Raw genomic sequence first — 17,584 nt, forward strand, 5'->3', positions numbered from 1 at the left:
CAAGGAAGTTCTGCCTCATGCGTTTCACTTGCGCGCTCAAGACCGTGGCGATCACTGTCGCACTGACCGCGTCCGGCGTGGCCTTTGCCCAAGGCGGCGGCGGGGGCCAGGGCGAGGATTTCAAAAAGGCCGAAACCGCTGCGCGCGCGCAGGAAAATGCCAAGTCGCTGGAAGGGTCGGACACGCCGCAATTGCCGCCCGCGACCGTGCCGGTGGACCCGCAAAATGTGTGGGACCTGGACCTGTCGAGCGGCGGGCGGGTGCGCATTCAGCTGCGCCCCGATATCGCGCCCAACCATGTCGAACGGATCAAGACGCTGACGCGGGAGGGCTTTTACAATGGCCTGAAATTCCATCGCGTCATCCCCGGCTTCATGGCGCAGGGCGGCGACCCCAAGGGCGATGGCACCGGCGGATCGCCATTGCCCGACCTGAAGGCCGAGTTCAATCCGATGCCGCATCTGCGCGGCACCGTGTCGATGGCGCGCGCGCAGAGTGAGGACAGCGCCAACAGCCAGTTCTTCATCGTGCTGTTGCCGCGCATGCAGCTGGACAAGAAATATACCGTCTTCGGCCGGGTGATCGAAGGCATGCAATATGTCGATGCGATCGCGCAGGGCGAACCGCCCGCCAACCCGACAGTGATCCTGCAGGCGTCGATCGAGAGCGACGGCAAGCCGCCGGTGACGGCGCCGGTTGCGCCAGCCGCGCCAGCAGCACCCGACGCGCTGCCGTCCGGCGCGCTGACGCCGCCGGCGCAATAAGCGACGCCTTCGCCTGAGGCGTTCCCATGCGCGTAGACCTGTTCGATTTCGATTTGCCGCCGGACAATATCGCTCTGCGGCCCGCGTCGCCGCGCGATTCGGCGCGGTTGCTGGCGGCGGCGGGACCGAGCGGCATTGAGGATCGCACCGTGCGCGACCTGCCGTCGCTGTTGCGGGCTGGCGACATGCTGGTGTTCAACGACACGCGCGTGATCCCGGCGCAGCTGGAAGGGCGCCGGGGCGAGGCGCGGATCGGCGCGACGTTGCACAAGCGAATCGGGCTGCGGCAATGGCAGGCCTTTTTGCGCAACGCCAAGCGGGTGCGGGAAGGCGACCGGATCGAATTTGGCGCTGGCGTCACGGCAATCGCCGACGCGCGCGACGAGGATGGCGGCGTGACGCTGCAATTCGAAGGCGAGGAGCCCGTCGAAATCCTGCTCGAGCGCGCAGGGACCATGCCGTTGCCGCCTTATATCGCCAGCAAGCGACCGACCGACGAGCAGGATCGCAGCGATTATCAGACGATGTTCGCGCGCGAGGATGGGGCGGTGGCGGCGCCGACCGCGGCTTTGCACTTCACGCCAGAACTGATGGACGCGATCGCGGCGGCCGGCGTGCTGACTCAGACGCTGACGCTGCATGTCGGGGCGGGCACGTTCCTGCCGGTCAAGGCGCAGGATACCGACGATCATCGCATGCACGCCGAATGGGGAAGGATCGACGCGGCGGCGGCCGATCGGCTGAACGCCGCGCGCGCGGCGGGTGGGCGGCTGATCGCGGTGGGCACCACGTCGCTGCGGCTGCTGGAAAGCGCGGCGGGCGAAGATGGGGTGATCCGCCCCTTCGCCGACGAAACCCGTATCTTCATCACGCCGGGCTACCGTTTCCGGGCCGTCGATGGGCTGATGACCAATTTCCACCTGCCCAAGTCGACCCTGTTCATGCTGGTCAGCGCGCTGATGGGCCGCGAGCGGATGCAGGCGATCTACGCCCATGCGATCGCGCAGGGCTATCGTTTCTACAGCTATGGCGATTCGAGCCTGCTGCTGCCCGAGAAATAGGGAAAGCCGTTTCCGTTTTTTGCCATCCCTGCTGCTAACAGGGATCCGACACCGCCTGCTGGGATCACGTGCCGACGCGGCGTCCTGATAGATGCAGGTGCGGCCGGCAATATGGCCGTGGCCGCAAACGGATGAGCGACAATGGTTCCCGATCAGTAAAATCGTGCTGTCGAAAGGAACAATTGACGATTCGTCTTGGCGATGTAGAAGATTTCGACAGTAGAGGGGCCGGTGGGGTCGGTTCTCGTCAAGACTTTCCGCTGCGGGCGCAGGTGGCAGACAAGTCTTGATCCAGATTTAGGGGAGAAGTGGGCGTGCCTGACATGTCGAGGGTCGGGCGCCTTTTGGCGGACGCGTCTGCGCGCGCGGCGTCTGCGAACAAGGCGCATTTTGGTATTGGCGATCTGGCAGATTTGCTGGAGCATCAATTTTCGGCTCGGCGTGGGGACACCGCCGCCGACAGGCCTTCGGTCGACAGCAAATATGTAAGCGAACCGCGCGGCATCAACCGGCTTTTCTTCGGTCGCGTGCCACCCGATCCGATGGCCTTGCCCCTGGCGATGCCGATCGAGGATGGCGGGGCTGAGGACACTGGGGGGCGCATGGCACCGGGTCATGAAGACTGGGCACCGGTCCTGGAGGGCCTTGAGGCGATCTGCCAAGGCCATGAGGCATTGCTGGGCATACTCGACATGACGTGCGTAGGCATGTTCATATTCGATATCGACGCCCATCTGGTCTTCGCCAATCGCTATGGGGAGGACATGCTGGCGGAAGGCGGCGACTTGCAGATCGGAGGCGGCAAATTGTCGGCCAGTCGGCCCGATAATGTCGCGCGCATCAGCCATCTCTTCGGGCGCATGGCGTCGGCGGATGTGCAATCCGTCGGCATGACGCGCATCGAGCGGCAGGGTGGGTCGGCCTATGTGATGGTGCTGACGCGATGTCTGCTGGGACGCAACGAGGCGCTGGTTGCGCTGGTGAGCGATCCTGACCAGCGCGTGACGGTCGCCGGTGACATGCTGCGCGAATTATATGGCTTGGGCCGGGCGGAGGCGGAGATTGCTGTCGCGCTGGCGAAGGGCCTGGATCTGGAAGCTATTGCCGAGCTTCGCGTCACCAGCATCGGGACGGTCCGTAATCAGGTGAAGTCGATCGCCGCCAAGATGGATTGCACGCGGCAGATCGACATCGTCCGGCGCATTCTGTCCATCCCGATCATCTGCCCGCCCCGCAAAACCGAGAAAAGTTAAATATCTGGGAACAAACTGCCCCAAGCTGAAACAGCTCGCCACATTTCAAGAGGGATATACCAAATGGGAGATGCGACTCGCGCCGCAGAGGCTTAACGAAGCCTTAATAACAGGGTCGAGTTACTTCATAGCCTTTCGTGGGAGTGGGGCGTGTATAAGGTAGTAGTCTCGACACTGGCACTATTGTGCCTGGGGTATCCCTGTGCGTCTTTCGCACAGGATCTGGTTCATTCGCCCATCAGCCCAACCTTCGGGGGTAATCCGTTCAATTCGGCCCATATACTGGGCACGGCCAACGCGCAGAATGACTATCGCGATCCAAAGGCGACGTCATCCTCGTCACAGGCGGATATTTTCGCGCGCCAGTTGCAGTCCCGGCTGTTGTCGGCCCTGTCTTCGCAACTGGTCGACGCGATCTTTGGCGAAAACCCGCAGGAAAGCGGGACGATCAGCTTTGGCGGGCAGACGATCGATTTCGTGCGCGGGCTGGAAGAGGTGACGATCAACATCTTCACCGAGGCGACAGGCGAAACCACGACGATCGTGGTGCCGACCTTCGTCGATGTGAACTGAAGAAGGGGCGGGGGCTCTTTGCATGATACGGCAGATTTTCCTGGCTTCGGGCGCGGCGCTGCTGCTGGGCGGATGCAATTCGCTGGCGACGACGGGGCGGGACGATATCCCCTCGATGAACCCGATGGCGGTCTATCCCCGCTATACGCAGGCCCAGCGGCAGTTGATGGACTTGCCGCCGCCGCAGCGGCCGGTGGCGATCGCCGTCTATAATTTCTCCGACCAGACCGGCCAGTATCGCGTCGGCGAAGGGGGAACGCAGACGCTGTCGCGCGCCGTGACGCAGGGCGCGGCGTCGATCCTGGTGCGGGCGTTGCAGGATGCGGGCAACCGCAAATGGTTCACGATCGTCGAGCGCGAGCAGCTGCGCAACCTGCTGAACGAACGGCAGATCATCCGCGAGATGCGCGAACGCTATCTGGGTGAAAATAACGTCAACCCGCAGGCGCTGCCGGCGATGCTGTTCGCCGGCGTGCTGCTGGAAGGCGGGATCATCAGTTTCGACACCAATACGGTGACGGGCGGCGCGGGTGCATCCTTCCTGGGGATCGGCGCAAGCACGCAATATCGGCAGGATACAGTGACGGTCTATTTGCGCGCCATTTCGGTGCGCACCGGCGAGGTGCTGACGACCGTCACTGCGTCCAAGACGATCGCGTCCCAGTCGCTGGGCGCGTCGGCCTTCCGCTTTGTCGGCTTCAAGGAGCTGCTGGAGGCGGAAGTCGGCATGACGACGAACGAGCCGGATCATATCGCCCTGCAACAGGCGATTGAGAAGGCGGTCTATGGCCTCGTGATGGAGGGCATTGACCTGAACCTGTGGAATTTCGCGGACACCCAGGCGGGCTGGCCGATGCTGTGGCGCTACCGTCAGGAGCGCGATGGCGTCTTCACGCCCAAGCAGGTGGAAGCGGCAATGGATACCGCGCGCAAGGCTGCGCCCATGAAGATGAAGCCACGCGCGGTGCCGATGACGGAAATGCCCAAATCCTCCAGTAAAGCCAAGCAGGGAGGGCCGGGCGTGGGTCGTTAAACGAAACGATTGACCGCCATCAGGCAGTCAGCGTTTCAAAAGGTTCGGAGGACCGCCTGGTGTTCCCCGGACCATGACAAGAACCAGGCGAACAGTCGCCCGCCGGAGGTGGAAGCTCCGACGGGCGAGCATGAGTGAATGAATGTGCCACCAATCATGCGGCCCTGAAGTAAGCTTACTTCGGGACAGCATGGTTATCGCCCTTTTCAAAAGGAATGACAACCATGAAACGGACCATCTATACTTCGGTTTCGGCCCTGGCGCTGCTGGCAGCAGCCCCGGCTTTCGCGCAAAGCAACGATTCGACCGTGACCCAGTCGGGTGACAGCCAGACCGCATCGGTGACGCAGAGCGGCGCCAACGACGTGTCGTTCGTGACGCAGGAAAACGCGGATAACGACGCCACCGTGTCGCAGGCCGGGGCGACCGGCAGCTATTCAAACGTCCTTCAGACCGGCGCGGGCAACACCGCTTCGGTGACGCAGGATGACGATGGCACTGGCGTAGCGCCGACGCAGACGTCCGAAGTCCAGCAGACCGGCAGCGACAATGATGCGACCGTCACGCAGACGCAGACCTCGTCCTTCCTGGGCACGACCAACGATTCGACGGTCGTCCAGTCGGGCAGCAGCAACGTCGCTGCGGTTTCGCAGGCGGATGATGGCCAGTTTTCCAGCCTCTACCAGACGTCGGACAACAATATCGCCAATGTGAGCCAGGGCGTCGACGGCGCGCCTGAAGGCGGTTCGGCCGGCACCACTTATGAAAATACCTCCTATGTCACGCAGGGCGGCACCGGCGGCAATGACGCCACCGTTACTCAGAGCGGCTATGTCAACTATTCCTCGGTCAATCAGCAAGGCGCCGACAGCATTGCCGATGTGACGCAGAGCGGCAATCTCAACACGTCGGATGTGTCTCAGCTTGACGACGCCGGTGGCACGGCAACCGTCACGCAGAGCGGTGACAGCAATGATTCGACCGTCAATCAGACGTCGAACGGTTCGATCGCGACCGTCGATCAGTCCGGCTCGGGCAACCTGTCGGTGCTGAACCAGGGACGCAATGACGGCAATCCGTTCCAGACCAATGGCCAGCAGGCGCTGATCACGCAGGGCGGCGACAATAACCAGTCCTATGCGACCCAAAGCGGCTCGTCGGGCGACCTGAATGTCAATCAGTCAGGCGACAACAACCTGTCGGATGTGGTCCAGTCGGGCTTTGACAATTCGGCCGGTGACAATACCGGCATGGTCGGTGTCAATCAGGAGGGCAACAGCAACGAAGCCTATGTGACCCAGGCGGGCCAGCTGTCCGATGCCATGATCGACCAGATCGGCGACGACAACTATGCGTCGATCGATCAGAGCGTCGGCAATGCGCCCAACCCTCCGGGCGGTCCCGATCCGCGCGTTGCCACCGCTTCCATCTCGCAGGATGGCAGCAACAACAGCAGCACAATCGACCAGTTCGGCGGCAGCGCCACCATCAGCGCGCGTCTGATGGAAGCGAGCAGCAGCCAGGGCGGCGACAACAACCAGAGCACCATCTCGCAGACCAATACGCTGGTTGCGGGTGCAAGCTCGGGTAACTTCGCCAGCGTCGACCAGGGTGGTAACGACAACATCTCGACTGTGATGCAGGACGGCGCGCTGAACGAGGCCATGGTCGATCAGAGCGGTAACGGCAACGAGTCCTGGGTCTCGCAGGCCGGTTCGGGTCACTCCGCCACCGTCACGCAGAGCACCGACATGAACAATTCGGTCGTCAACCAGACCGGCATGAACAACACGGCCACTGTCACGCAGGGCATGTGATTGGAAAGGGGATCAGCGCTGCTTCACGGCGGCGCTGGTCCCCCTTTCGCACAAGATAAAGGGATAAGATCATGCAGCGCATCCTTCTTGCGAGCGCGTCGGCGCTTGCCTTCCTGGCCGCGGTTCCGGCCCTGGCCCAGGACAATGACTCCACCGTCACGCAGACCGGCACGGACGCCGTCGCGACCGTGACCCAATCCGGCTCCGCCGCGGCCTCCACCGTGACCCAGGGTGGGGACAATAATGCCGCGACCGTGACCCAGTCGGGCAATGGCGCTGAATCCATCGTTCTGCAGGACAATGGCACGGGCGGCGGCAGCAATGCCAGCGACGACAATAACAGCGCCACCATCGACCAGACCGGCGACTCCTATTCGCGCGTCCGCCAGTATAATGACAATGCCGACGCGCAGGTGACGCAGAATGGCGATGGCAACAGCTCCGACATCTTGCAGACCGGCGACAATGACGACGCATTCGTGGACCAGCAGGGCAGCGACCTGACGTCCACCATCGCGCAGTCGGGCAACAGCAATGACGCAAATGTCAGCCAGAGCGGCGATACCAACCAGTCGGGCATCATCCAGAGCTCCGGCGCCAATGTCGCGATCGTGACGCAGGAAGGGTCGCTGAACGAATCGTCGATCTTGCAGAACGGCCTTGGCCTCAACACCGCCAATGTCGAGCAGACCGGCGAGGATAATGACTCGCAGATCACGCAGGGCGGCATCGCGAATGACGCGGGCGACGATGCGACCGTGCGCGGCGTGTTCCAGAGCGGCGATCGCAACAGCTCGCAGATCAGCCAGTCGGGCGGCTTGCAGGATGCGGCGGTGCGCCAGACCGGCGACGACAATGATTCGCAGATCACCCAGGGCGGATCGCTGGGCGCGGCGCATTATGCCGATGTCGACCAGAGCGGCAATGGCAACGGATCGGTCATCAGCCAGGCGGGCGCTCTGTCCGACGCGCTGGTCGACCAGAGCGGCAACGACAATGATTCGACGGTCACGCAGGGCGTGCTGGGATCGCATCTGGCCGATGTCGATCAGAGCGGGAACGACAACAGCTCGACCGTCACGCAATATGGCTGGAGCCAGGCCGCCTATGTCGACCAGGTGGGCGATGGCAACACGTCCTCGATCGACCAGGGCACCGCGCTCAATGGATCGGACCAATATGCGTCGGTGGCGCAGAATGGCGACGATGGCATGTCGACCATCACCCAGCGCGGCCAGGATCAGCGGGCCGAGCTGACGCAGGGCGGTCTGTCGAACGAGTCGTTCATCGACCAGTCGGGATCGGATCATCTGGCTGAAGTGACGCAGGACGGCACCGACAATTATTCGTCGGTGATCCAGTCGGGCAGCGGCAGCAGCGCGACCGTTACGCAGACGAGCGACCTCAACAACAGCTTCGTCAACCAGAGCGGCAATGGCCACAGCGCCACGGTCGTCCAGGGTTCGGCCGGCGCGATGTAAGCGCACGGCCCGCCGGCCCGCCCCAGACGGGCGGGCCGGCGGGTATCTTTTTGTGTGAAGGAGGCGATGATGGGCAAATTCGGCATGGCGGCGCTGCTGGCGCTGGCTTTGGCAGGCGCGATGGCCGCGCAGGCCAGCGAAGCGCAACCCGGCATCCCTGCCCCCAGCCTGCCCTATATGCTGGAGGTGCCGGCATCGAATGGCCGCAGCGTCTATATCGAGCAGGTTGGCTCCTATAATCGCGTCACGGCCGTGCAGAGCGCGCCGCGCGCGGCGGCCCGGATCGCGCAGGATGGCGCACGTAATATCGCCCATGTCGAGCAGCGCGGCGAAGCGGCCGCCGCAGCCGTGACGCAGCGGGGCGACGACAATGCTACGCGGGTGACGCAGCAGGGCGCAGGACAGAATATGCTGGCGCTGGCGCAGATCGGCCATGGCAACAGCGCTGTGGTGCAGCAGCGTGCGGTGGCGGCGAGCAGCAATCAGGCGACGATCGCGCAGACGGGCAATGGCAATCAGGTCGCGCTGACGCAGGATGGCGGCGACAATCAGGCTACGCTGGCGCAGACCGGCGACAATAATGCGATGACCGCCAGCCAGACCGGCGCGGGCAATCAATTGACCTGGACGCAGGAGGGCAATTACAATGCCGACTTGGGCGTGCAGCAGCAGGGCGGCAGCGCCATCGCCATCCATCAGAGCGGTGGCGTCGGCGGCAAATAACGCCATGGAGAGGCGGCGATGATGGGCTGTCGAATACTATCCGGGATGCTGATCGCGCCGCTGATGCTGGTTGGGTCTGGCGTGGCCGCGCAGGTGAGCGTGATCGATGGCGAACCCGCGCGGGCGGCCGGAGAGGTTGAGCAGATCGGGGACAAGGATGCGCGGGCGGGGTCGCTGCTGCCGCCCGACGATATCGTGACTTGGCGTGATGAGGGGGCGGGCGTGCTGGCGGACCCGGTGCGGACGGAGGACCGCCGGGATTCGGTGCAATCCGTACGCCAGCTCGGCCCAGTGCAGGATGATGAGCCGGTCACGCAACTCTATCGCGGCGGGCGGACCGCCCAGCCCAGCGCGCCTTTGTCTTCGCCCGCCCAAGGACGCACTGGCGCGGTCGAGGCAGTCGAGGGACGGGACCGTTGCGATCCTGGCGCGGCCGATAGGGAGACGCCGGGGCGCTGCGCGCAGGTGATCGAGACGCGCTCCGCCGAATTTGCCAAGCCGTCCCCTACCGCCTTGTCGCCCGAGCAGAAGTTGCTGGTCGACGGGCGCATTCGTGGCGAGCCGGTCTCTGCGGATCGCCGGATCGCGACGCGATCCGATGCGGACGATCCCGACTATCAGCGGATTGCCGCCGCCGCTGCCTTGCAGAACGCGCCCGCCAGTGCGGCGCAAAAGCCGGTGGATGAGGAAAAGGACGCGCAGGCCGAGGCATTGCAGAATGCAGCGATCGGCGCGGTCGTCGACATCCTGACGCCGCGATGACGGGGGTGGTGATGCCAGGAAGCCTGATGATGATGCTGGCTGCGATGGGAGGGACGCCGATGCAGGCGCAGGACATGGCCGATCACCCGGTCGAAGCGGTGCTGACGGCGGCGGATGGTGCGGACGTGCTGACGGTGCGCGGCCTGTCGCCGGTCGCGGTTTCGGGCTCGTATGAACTGGACGTGGTGTCAGGCGCCCGGTCGGGCAATCATGCCGTGCAGAAGGGGCGTATTCACCTGGCCGCGAACAGGCCCGCGACATTCGTGACGTTGCGGGTCAACCAGTTTCGAACGGCGCGCCTGAGGATCAGCATCGATGGCCAGCCGCCCTACGAGCAGGCGATCACGCCCGAGCGTTGACCAACCGGAAAAGACCGTTTCAAGCGCCGTTCGTCGCGGATGCGGGCCGGGTCATGGCATCTTAAGGCGGCTTTAACCTCACTTGCTTCACAAGGGCGGTGCGGGCGCATATGCGGTTGGCGGGCGTCGCGGCGGACAGATGCCCTTGGGGGTCGCGGGTTTGTTTCAGGATAACCAGGTCGGGTTTCAGCAGGGCGGCGCGCCCATGTCGCTGTGGATGGCGGAGTCGCTGCGGCGCGGCGTGCCCATCCCGACGCGCGACTGGCGCATGCGCCTGCGCGACTGGGCCGAGGATGTGGAACTGGTCCCCGACCTTGGCCAGCGGATCGGCAGTCGCACCTGGTTTCGCGGCCTTGCGACCTGTTTCGGGCTTTGCGCCAGCGCGCTATACCTCTCGCCCGGTTTCCAGCCCGTGCCCGGCGCACCCGGCCCGACGCTGAGCGATGCGCAATATGACGAGGTGCGCAGCCAGATGATCACGCCGCTGGCGCTGGGCGGGGACAGCGGCCATCGCATGGGATCGACGGACGCGGTGCAGCCGCTGCGCGAGACGCCCGAGCGGCCGCAGATTGAGCTGAGCGCCCAGGTCGGCAGCAGCGATACGCTGGCGCGCGCTTTGTCGCGCGCGGGCGTCAGCAGCGCCGATGTCGCCGCCGTCGTCGGGATGGCGGGCGCGGACATTGCGGGCGGGGTAAAGCCGGGGACGCGGCTCAATATCGTGCTGGGCCGCCGCGCGAGCCGGGATCGGCCGCGGCCGCTGGACAAACTGGCGTTTCGCGCGCGGCTGGACCTGGACATGACGTTCGAGCGGCTGGGCGGCGTGCTGTCGGTGCAGCGCGTGCCGATCCGCGTCGACAATACGCCGCTGCGCATTCAGGGCGTGGTGGGGGACAGCATCTATCGTTCCGCCCGCGCGGCCGGCGCGCCGCCCAAGGCGGTGCAGGCGTTCCTGCGCGTGATCGCCAAGCAGGTCGATCTCGGCTCCATCGCGGCGGGCGACCGCTATGACATCGTCACCGAATATCGGCAGGCCGAAACCGGCGACGTGGAAGTGGGCGAATTGCTCTATGCGGGTCTGAAGCGCGCGCGGGGCAAGGATATCGACATGGTGAAATGGACCAGCAATGGCCGCACCGAATGGTATGAGGCGTCAGGCGTGGGCGAGCGGCGCGGCGTGTTGTCGGCGCCGGTCGCCGGGCGCATGTCGTCGGGCTATGGCCAGCGGCGGCATCCGATATTGGGCTATACAAGGATGCATGCCGGCGTTGATTTCGCTGCGCGCTACGGATCGCCTATCTATGCCGTGACCGATGGCGTCGTATCCTTTGCCGGGCGGCATGGCGGGCATGGCAATTATGTGCGCATCCAGCATGGCGGCGGCCTGGCGACCGGCTATGCGCATATGAGCCGGATCGCGGCGGCATCCGGGCAGCGGGTGCGGCGGGGGCAGGTGATCGGCTATGTCGGATCGACCGGCCTGTCGACCGGGCCGCATCTGCATTATGAGCTGTATCGCAATGGCAAGACGGTCAATCCACTGTCGGTGAAGTTCACGACGACGGCGCAGCTGGCGGGCCGCGAGCTGACGGAGTTCCGGGCGAAACTCGCGGCCTATAAGGGGCTGGCGGTCGGTGCGCATCAACGCTTCGCCCAAGGTGCGGAGCAGGACCCGGCGCAGGCTGCCGCGCCAGTGGGCAGGGGCCGGTAATCTGATCTTTTCGCCGATGCGTCCTTCCGCTAACGGGCGGGGATGACAGGCACCGTTACCGCCATCCTGCTTGCAGGCGCGCGTCCCATTCCCGATCCGCTGGCCAAGGCCGCGGGTGTTGCGGTGAAGCCGCTGGTCCCGGTGGCGGGCGAACCGATGATCAATCGCCCGGCGCGGGCGTTGCTGGATCATCCCGCGATCGGCGAGGTCATCATCCTGACGCAGCGGCCCGATGCCTATGCCGCAGAGCCGGCGACCGCGTGGCTGGCGGATCATCCGCGTGTGCGGTTCGAGACGGGCGGTCAGGGGATCGCATCGTCGCTCTTGGCGATGATGGAGGCGCGGGCGCTGGCCTTCCCGGTTCTGCTGACGACGGCGGACCATGTGCTGCTGGACCGGGCGATGCTGGACCAGTTTGTCGGGGAGGCGCAGGGGGCGGACATCGCCGTCGCCATGGTCGAGCGGGCGACATTGGTGGCGCGCTATCCGCAGTCGCGGCGAACCTGGCTCAAATTCCGGGACGGCGGATGGTCGGGCGCGAACCTCTTCTGGATCGGCAGCGATCGGGCGCGCCGCGCGATCGCGCTGTGGCAGGAGGTGGAGCAGGACCGCAAGAAGGGGTGGAAGATCCTGGCGGCGTTCGGGCCGCTGGCGCTAATCGGCGCATTGCTGCGGATATCGACGCTGCGCGGTGGCATGGCGCGGGCGGGCCGGCGGCTGGGGCTGGAGGCGCGGCTGGTGGCGATGGCGAGCCCGGAGGCGTGCATCGACGCGGACAAGGCCGAGGATGTGACGCTGATCGAGGCGATCCTGGCCGCGCGCTAATCTTTGGTAGCGACCGCGCGGCGGCTGGCGAGGCCCATCATCGTGAAGGCGGCGAGCGAGGAGAGGATGTTCGCCATCGCCGCACCCTGCGTGCCGTAGAGGGGCAGGAGCGCCGATTGCAGGCCGAGCAGCAGCAGCGTCGCGACGACGCTGATCCGCAGCGACAGGCCGGTGCGGTCGGTGGCCATGAGCAGCGGGCGGTAGCTGACCCCGGCCAGGTCGATGCAGGCGGCAACGCCCAGCATCAGCAGCAGCGGATAGGCGGGCAGGAATTCTTCGCCCGCGATGAGGCCGAGCAACGGGCGGCCGATGGTGAGGATGATGGCGATGATCACCGCGCCTGCGATCAGCGCCAGCCGGTTGGTGCGGCGGAACAGCGCGCCCAGCGCTTCGGTCCCCTGCGCCGTGGTGCGCGAGAGTTCCACAAAGATGCTGCGCGAGAGAAGGCTGGAAATCTTGGTCAGGGAATTGGCGAGCTGGTTGGCGAGTCGATAAAGGCCCGCGCCCGCCGGGCCGACAAAGGCACCGACGATCAGCACCGCCACCTGCTGCCCGACCGAGGACAGGCTCGTCTGGAGATTGGTGGCGGTGAGAAAGCCGACGATGCCGGGATTTTCCGCGCGCGCGTCCAGCGCCCGGCCGGCGCGCCAGCTTCCGATTTGGGCTCCCCCCACGCGCAGGGCAAGGAACCAGTAGCTTGCCGCGCAAAGCAGTTCGGCAAAGGCCCAGGCCAGCAGGAAGGCGGTGATGCCGGGTGCGACCGCCCAGGCGACCAATGCGCCGACCATGCGACCGACCGGGATCATGGTTTCGGCAAAGGCGGCGGAATCGAAGCGATCGAACAGGCGCAGCACGCCCGTCGGGCTGGAGCGGATGGTGATCATCATCAAAAGTGCGAACAGCCAGACTTGAAGCCCCATGTCCGGCTCCAGCCCCAGCAGCGGGCCGGCAAAGAGGATGACGCTCGCCGCGATGGCCGCGCCCGCCGCCGCCGAGGCCAGGTCGATGAGGATGCAGAAGCGCAGCACGCGGTTGAGCGCGTCGCCATCGCCCGAGGCCAGATGCGGCTGGCCATAGCGCACGACGATCTGCCAGCTGTCGAAGCTGACCAGCGTCTTGATGACGTTGGCAGCGCTCAAGACCAGGGCGAAACGGCCGAAATCGGCGACGCCCAGCGTGCGGGTGACGATGGCGAGATAGGCGAGGCTCAGGACCGCGCCCACGCCCTTGCCGCCCAGCAGCCAGCCGGTATTGGCCAGGATGCGGGCGAAGGCGTCGGCCGCCGCGCCTGATCCGCGCTTGAATATCACTTGAGTGCCGGCCCTTCCTGTCCCCAGCCGGTCGTCCGGCGGAGCCTATCTAGGGGCTGAGGCGGCCGGTTTGAAGCCGCCTTTTTTTCGGCCCAATTGCGGGCTAAAGCCGCGCGCCATGACGATCAGCAAAGCCATCATCCTTTCCGCCGGCCAGGGATCGCGCCTGTTGCCGCTGACGCGCGACGTGCCCAAATGCATGATCGATTTCAATGGGCGGAGCCTCATCAGCTGGCAGGTCGCCGCGCTGGTCGCCAATGGCGTGACCGATATCGTGGTGGTGACTGGGTTCCGCACCGAGCGCGTCGAGGACCATGCGTTGCAGCTGTATCGCGACACCGGCGCGCGCATCCGCACCGTGTTCAACCCCTTTTTCCAGGTGGCCGATAATCTGGGCACCTGCTGGATCGTGCGGGAGGAGATGGACCGGGACTTCATCATCCTGAACGGCGACACCATCGTGTCGGACGAGATCGTCGCAAAGCTGGTCACCGGCGCGAAGGACGCGATCACCGTCACCGTCGATGTGAAGCCGCAGGGCGATTATGACGACGATGACATGAAGGTCAGCCGCGACGCGGATGGGCGGCTGCACGCGATCGGCAAGCGGTTGCTGCCGCCCGACACCAATGCGGAATCGATCGGCATGCTGGCCTTCACCGGCGAAGGGCCGGCGATATTCCGCAACCAGATCGACCAGATGATGCGCACGCCCGAGGGCGTCGAACGCTGGTATCTGCGCGCGATCGACATCATCGCCAAGGGCAATCGCGTGGGCACCGTGTCGATCGAGGGGTTGGAGTGGCAGGAGGTCGACTTCCCCCAGGATGTGGAAGCGGCGCAGGCGCTGACGGCCAAGTGGATCGCGGAAGGACGTTACGCGCGATAACGGGCGGGGGCCGGCGGGCTTGCCTGCGGCAGGGCGCTGGGTTAAGGGGCGCGCATTCGCATGGACCCGGTGCAATTCCGGGTGGCTATTCCGGCCGCCGATCCGCCGGACAACATCACACATGATTTTTCAGACTGCGCGGGCGATCCGCGTCATGTGCCTTGTTGTGGACATTCAGACATCATGACAGATAATCTCATCCGCTACCGGCAGGAGTGGTTCAGCAGCGGCGCGGGTGCGCGCCGCGACATATTGGCGGGCATCGTCGTCGCGCTGGCGCTGATCCCCGAAGCCATCGGCTTTTCCATCATCGCGGGCGTCGATCCGCGCGTCGGCCTCTATGCCTCGGTCGCGATCGCGATGACGATCGCGCTGATCGGCGGGCGGCCGGGCATGATTTCGGCCGCGACCGCCGCCGTCGCCGTGCTGGTGACGCCGTTGGTGCGCGAGCATGGCGTCCAATATCTGTTTGCCGCGACGATCCTGATGGGCATCGTGCAGGCGGTTGCCGGGCTGTTGCGGCTGGACCTGCTGATGCAGTTTGTTTCGCGATCCGTCATCACCGGCTTCGTCAATGCGCTGGCGATCCTGATATTCCTGGCGCAGCTGCCGCAGCTGACCAATGTCGGCTGGGAAACCTACGCCATGGTCGCGGGCGGGCTGGCGATCATCTATGGGTTTCCCCGGATCACGGCGGCGGTGCCGTCGCCGCTGGTCGCGATCCTGGTGCTGACCGCGATCAGCATTGCCTTGGGCCTGCCGGTCAATATGGTCGGCGACATGGGCAAGCTGCCCGAAGGGCTGCCGAGCCTGGCGCTGCCGCAAGTCCCGCTGACCTGGGAAACGCTGCGCATCATCGCGCCCTATTCGGTGACGATGGCGGCGGTGGGGCTGCTGGAATCGCTGCTGACCGCGCAGATAGTCGATGACATGACCGACAGCGACAGCGACAAGAAGCGCGAATGTTTCGGTCAGGGGGGCGCGAACATCGTGTCGGCCATGCTGGGCGGCATGGGCGGGTGCGCGATGATCGGGCAGTCGGTCATCAATGTGACGTCGGGCGGGCGCGGGCGGCTGTCCACATTCGTCGCGGGCGCGTTTTTGCTGTTCCTGCTGGCGGTGCTGGGGCCGTGGGTCGGGCGGGTGCCGATGCCTGCGCTGGTCGCGGTGATGATCATGGTGTCGATCGGCACCTTCAGCTGGAATTCGATCCCCAATTTGCGGCGGCATCCGCCGACATCGTCGGTGGTCATGCTGGTGACGGTGGTGGTCGTGGTAGCGACGCGCGACCTGTCGCTGGGCGTGCTGGCGGGCGTGCTGCTGTCGGGCATCTTCTTTGCCGGCAAGGTGCAGCGGATGTTCGGCGTGGAGCGGAGCGAGGACGCAGGCCGGGCGACCTATCGGGTGACGGGGCAGATATTCTTCGCGTCGGTCGATCGCTTCACCCGCGCCTTTCAGGACGAGAGCGGGACGCAAGCAGTGTTGATCGACGTGTCAGCCGCGCATTTCTGGGACATTTCGGGCGTGGGCGCGCTGGACAAGGTGGTGGCGAAGCTGCGCGCGCAAGGCGTGGCGGTGGAGGTGGTCGGCTATAACCGGGCGAGCGCCGACCTCATCGACCGGTTCGCGCTGCACGACAAGACCGGGGTGGAGATGGGCGTTGTGCCGCATTGAACAGGGTTGCGTTCAACTACTGATGTGACATGGTCCGGCTCCAAGCAAGAGAGGAGTCGGACCGATGATCATTCATGGCGCCAGAGTATCGCCCTTCGTACGTAAAGTGCTTGTTTTCGCGAGCGAAAAGGGGATCGAAACGGAGGCGCGGATGGCCGGGTTCGGTCGCGGCGATCCGGGCTATCTGGACGGGTCGCCCTTTGGCAAGATCCCGGCGCTGGAGGATGGCGACTTTCTGCTGTGCGATTCGACCGCGATCATAACCTATATGGATGCGTTGCATCCCGAACCCAATCTGATCCCGACCGAGGCCAAAGCGCGGGCGCGCACAATCTGGTTCGAGGAATTTGGCGATACGATCGCGCAGCAGGTGGGGCAGAAGATATTCTTCAACCGGGCAGTGGCGAAGCGATTGAAGCGCGAACCGGACCTAGCGGCGGCGGACTTGGCAGAAGCCGAGGAAATGCCGAAAATCTACGATTATCTGGAGAAGGTGCTGCCGGAGAGCGGCTGGCTGGTGGAGGATCGCTTCACCCTGGCGGATTTGGCGGCGGCGTGCCCGATCATCAATGTGGGCTATTGTTCGGACGGGCTGGACGCGGCGCGCTGGCCCAGGGTCGCGGCGTGGCTGGCGGCGGTGAAGGCGCGGCCGAGCATGGCGGCGGCGTTGGAGGAAGAAGCGCCGGCGGTTCGCGCCATGCTGGAGAATTAACCTATATGGCACTTTTCTCTTGACATCGTCACGCTGTTCCGGCAGATAGGTCGATATTGGGAAAATGTGAGTCGCCAGGGCGGCGCGAGAGCAGGTCGGTTCCGAAAGCGGGGCCGGCCTTTTTCGTGCCGGGCGGATGGGGTGGGGGAATCGGGCGATGGCGGGGATGGAGACTGGGACGGGGATCGAAACGCGGCTGGTGCCGCAGCGGCAGGCGAGGGCGGACGGCGCGCGCGTGCAGCAGCGACAGGCGCGCAAGGACAGCTGGACGCTGGAAGAGGAGCGCGACTTCCTGTTGGCTTTGGCGGAATATTGCAATGTCAGCGAGGCAGCGCGGTCGATCGGCAAATGCCGGCAGGGCGCCTATGCGCGGCGCAAGCGCCGGATCGCCTTTGCCCGCGCCTGGGACGCGGCGCTGGAGGAAGGCTATTGCGAGCTGGAGATGATGTTGATGCGCGCGTCGCTGTTCGGCAGCGAGAGCGAGGAGATCGTCATGGATGGCGATGGGGCTGTGAAGACCCGCAAGGTCAAGCGCGCGCCGAACCTTGCCGTTGGGCTGCGGCTGTTGCAGCATCACCGTGCCCGCGTGACGCAGATCCGCGCGGCCAAGGGGCGCAAGCGAAGCGGGCCGGACAGCGCC

The 17,584-nt window shown here is 65.1% G+C and carries 17 protein-coding genes and 1 other annotated feature; of the genes, 16 read left to right on the forward strand and 1 reads right to left on the reverse strand.

The features are described from left to right. Nucleotides 1-17 precede the first annotated feature (17 nt). The 12 genes from B2V90_RS02390 to B2V90_RS02445 all read left to right on the forward strand — a co-directional run bounded on the left by B2V90_RS02390 (nt 18) and on the right by B2V90_RS02445 (nt 12,359). Nucleotides 18-764, forward strand: a complete 747-nt coding sequence (locus tag B2V90_RS02390; RefSeq protein WP_228220502.1) for a peptidylprolyl isomerase — start codon at nt 18-20, stop codon at nt 762-764. A 26-nt stretch (nt 765-790) separates the two neighbouring features. Continuing rightward, complete coding sequence (queA, locus tag B2V90_RS02395) at nt 791-1,825, forward strand: tRNA preQ1(34) S-adenosylmethionine ribosyltransferase-isomerase QueA (RefSeq protein ID WP_228220501.1); 1,035 nt, start codon at nt 791-793, stop codon at nt 1,823-1,825. Between the two features lie 314 nt (nt 1,826-2,139). Next, complete coding sequence (locus B2V90_RS02400; protein WP_228220500.1) at nt 2,140-3,078, forward strand: helix-turn-helix transcriptional regulator; 939 nt, start codon at nt 2,140-2,142, stop codon at nt 3,076-3,078. Between the two features lie 150 nt (nt 3,079-3,228). Then, the gene (locus B2V90_RS02405; protein ID WP_228220499.1) at nt 3,229-3,651 is read left to right on the forward strand and encodes a curli assembly protein CsgF; all 423 of its coding nucleotides are present in this window, start codon (nt 3,229-3,231) and stop codon (nt 3,649-3,651) included. 22 nt (nt 3,652-3,673) lie between these two features. Beyond that, on the forward strand, nt 3,674-4,684 hold the full coding sequence (locus tag B2V90_RS02410; protein WP_009821190.1) for a CsgG/HfaB family protein: 1,011 nt from the start codon (nt 3,674-3,676) through the stop codon (nt 4,682-4,684). A gap of 224 nt (nt 4,685-4,908) precedes the next feature. Then, nucleotides 4,909-6,501: a beta strand repeat-containing protein gene (locus B2V90_RS02415; protein WP_228220498.1), complete on the forward strand. Its 1,593-nt coding sequence runs from the start codon at nt 4,909-4,911 to the stop codon at nt 6,499-6,501. Nucleotides 6,502-6,572: 71 nt separating this feature from the next. After that, nucleotides 6,573-7,982: a hypothetical protein gene (locus B2V90_RS02420; protein ID WP_228220497.1), complete on the forward strand. Its 1,410-nt coding sequence runs from the start codon at nt 6,573-6,575 to the stop codon at nt 7,980-7,982. Between the two features lie 66 nt (nt 7,983-8,048). Continuing rightward, nucleotides 8,049-8,705: a hypothetical protein gene (locus B2V90_RS02425; RefSeq protein ID WP_228220496.1), complete on the forward strand. Its 657-nt coding sequence runs from the start codon at nt 8,049-8,051 to the stop codon at nt 8,703-8,705. Between the two features lie 18 nt (nt 8,706-8,723). Beyond that, nucleotides 8,724-9,467: a hypothetical protein gene (locus B2V90_RS02430; RefSeq protein WP_228220495.1), complete on the forward strand. Its 744-nt coding sequence runs from the start codon at nt 8,724-8,726 to the stop codon at nt 9,465-9,467. 26 nt (nt 9,468-9,493) lie between these two features. Next, nucleotides 9,494-9,826, forward strand: coding sequence for a curli-like amyloid fiber formation chaperone CsgH (csgH, locus tag B2V90_RS02435; RefSeq protein ID WP_228220494.1), 333 nt, complete (start codon nt 9,494-9,496; stop codon nt 9,824-9,826). A 139-nt stretch (nt 9,827-9,965) separates the two neighbouring features. Further along, on the forward strand, nt 9,966-11,534 hold the full coding sequence (locus B2V90_RS02440; protein WP_293919560.1) for a M23 family metallopeptidase: 1,569 nt from the start codon (nt 9,966-9,968) through the stop codon (nt 11,532-11,534). Between the two features lie 42 nt (nt 11,535-11,576). Further along, entirely contained in the window at nt 11,577-12,359 is a 783-nt protein-coding gene (locus tag B2V90_RS02445; RefSeq protein ID WP_228220492.1) for a nucleotidyltransferase family protein, read from the forward strand. Here the strand turns inward: B2V90_RS02445 and B2V90_RS02450 are convergent. Next, nucleotides 12,356-13,669 (reverse strand): lipopolysaccharide biosynthesis protein, encoded by a 1,314-nt coding sequence (locus tag B2V90_RS02450; protein ID WP_228220491.1) that lies wholly within the window; start codon nt 13,667-13,669, stop codon nt 12,356-12,358. The genes B2V90_RS02445 and B2V90_RS02450 overlap by 4 nt on opposite strands. Before the next feature lie 118 nt (nt 13,670-13,787). Here B2V90_RS02450 and B2V90_RS02455 point away from each other — a divergent pair, with 118 nt between their 5' ends. From B2V90_RS02455 to B2V90_RS02470, 4 genes are all read left to right on the forward strand, one after another. Beyond that, on the forward strand, nt 13,788-14,558 hold the full coding sequence (locus B2V90_RS02455; protein WP_228220490.1) for a sugar phosphate nucleotidyltransferase: 771 nt from the start codon (nt 13,788-13,790) through the stop codon (nt 14,556-14,558). Between the two features lie 59 nt (nt 14,559-14,617). Then, nucleotides 14,618-14,673: a sequence feature (sul1 is cis-regulatory element that is thought to sense ions involved in sulfur or methionine metabolism; They are found in Alphaproteobacteria), on the forward strand. 68 nt (nt 14,674-14,741) lie between these two features. Beyond that, the gene (locus tag B2V90_RS02460) at nt 14,742-16,232 is read left to right on the forward strand and encodes a SulP family inorganic anion transporter (RefSeq protein ID WP_228220489.1); all 1,491 of its coding nucleotides are present in this window, start codon (nt 14,742-14,744) and stop codon (nt 16,230-16,232) included. 64 nt (nt 16,233-16,296) lie between these two features. Beyond that, the gene (locus B2V90_RS02465; RefSeq protein ID WP_228220488.1) at nt 16,297-16,944 is read left to right on the forward strand and encodes a glutathione S-transferase family protein; all 648 of its coding nucleotides are present in this window, start codon (nt 16,297-16,299) and stop codon (nt 16,942-16,944) included. A gap of 157 nt (nt 16,945-17,101) precedes the next feature. After that, nucleotides 17,102-17,584 (forward strand): hypothetical protein (locus tag B2V90_RS02470; RefSeq protein WP_293919562.1); only part of this gene is annotated, 483 nt, incomplete at its 3' end.

The organism is Sphingobium sp. UBA5915, from assembly GCF_002431195.1.
In the GTDB taxonomy this organism is placed as follows: domain Bacteria; phylum Pseudomonadota; class Alphaproteobacteria; order Sphingomonadales; family Sphingomonadaceae; genus Sphingobium; species Sphingobium soli.

Coding starts and splice junctions, on each gene's coding strand:
- queA (WP_228220501.1), top strand. CDS start 791: ATGCGCGTAGACCTGTTCGATTTCGATTTGCCGCCGGACAATATCGCT.
- csgH (WP_228220494.1), top strand. CDS start 9,494: ATGATGATGCTGGCTGCGATGGGAGGGACGCCGATGCAGGCGCAGGAC.
- B2V90_RS02390 (WP_228220502.1), top strand. CDS start 18: ATGCGTTTCACTTGCGCGCTCAAGACCGTGGCGATCACTGTCGCACTG.
- B2V90_RS02415 (WP_228220498.1), top strand. CDS start 4,909: ATGAAACGGACCATCTATACTTCGGTTTCGGCCCTGGCGCTGCTGGCA.
- B2V90_RS02425 (WP_228220496.1), top strand. CDS start 8,049: ATGATGGGCAAATTCGGCATGGCGGCGCTGCTGGCGCTGGCTTTGGCA.
- B2V90_RS02465 (WP_228220488.1), top strand. CDS start 16,297: ATGATCATTCATGGCGCCAGAGTATCGCCCTTCGTACGTAAAGTGCTT.
- B2V90_RS02420 (WP_228220497.1), top strand. CDS start 6,573: ATGCAGCGCATCCTTCTTGCGAGCGCGTCGGCGCTTGCCTTCCTGGCC.
- B2V90_RS02440 (WP_293919560.1), top strand. CDS start 9,966: ATGCCCTTGGGGGTCGCGGGTTTGTTTCAGGATAACCAGGTCGGGTTT.
- B2V90_RS02410 (WP_009821190.1), top strand. CDS start 3,674: ATGATACGGCAGATTTTCCTGGCTTCGGGCGCGGCGCTGCTGCTGGGC.
- B2V90_RS02460 (WP_228220489.1), top strand. CDS start 14,742: ATGACAGATAATCTCATCCGCTACCGGCAGGAGTGGTTCAGCAGCGGC.
- B2V90_RS02430 (WP_228220495.1), top strand. CDS start 8,724: ATGATGGGCTGTCGAATACTATCCGGGATGCTGATCGCGCCGCTGATG.
- B2V90_RS02455 (WP_228220490.1), top strand. CDS start 13,788: ATGACGATCAGCAAAGCCATCATCCTTTCCGCCGGCCAGGGATCGCGC.
- B2V90_RS02445 (WP_228220492.1), top strand. CDS start 11,577: ATGACAGGCACCGTTACCGCCATCCTGCTTGCAGGCGCGCGTCCCATT.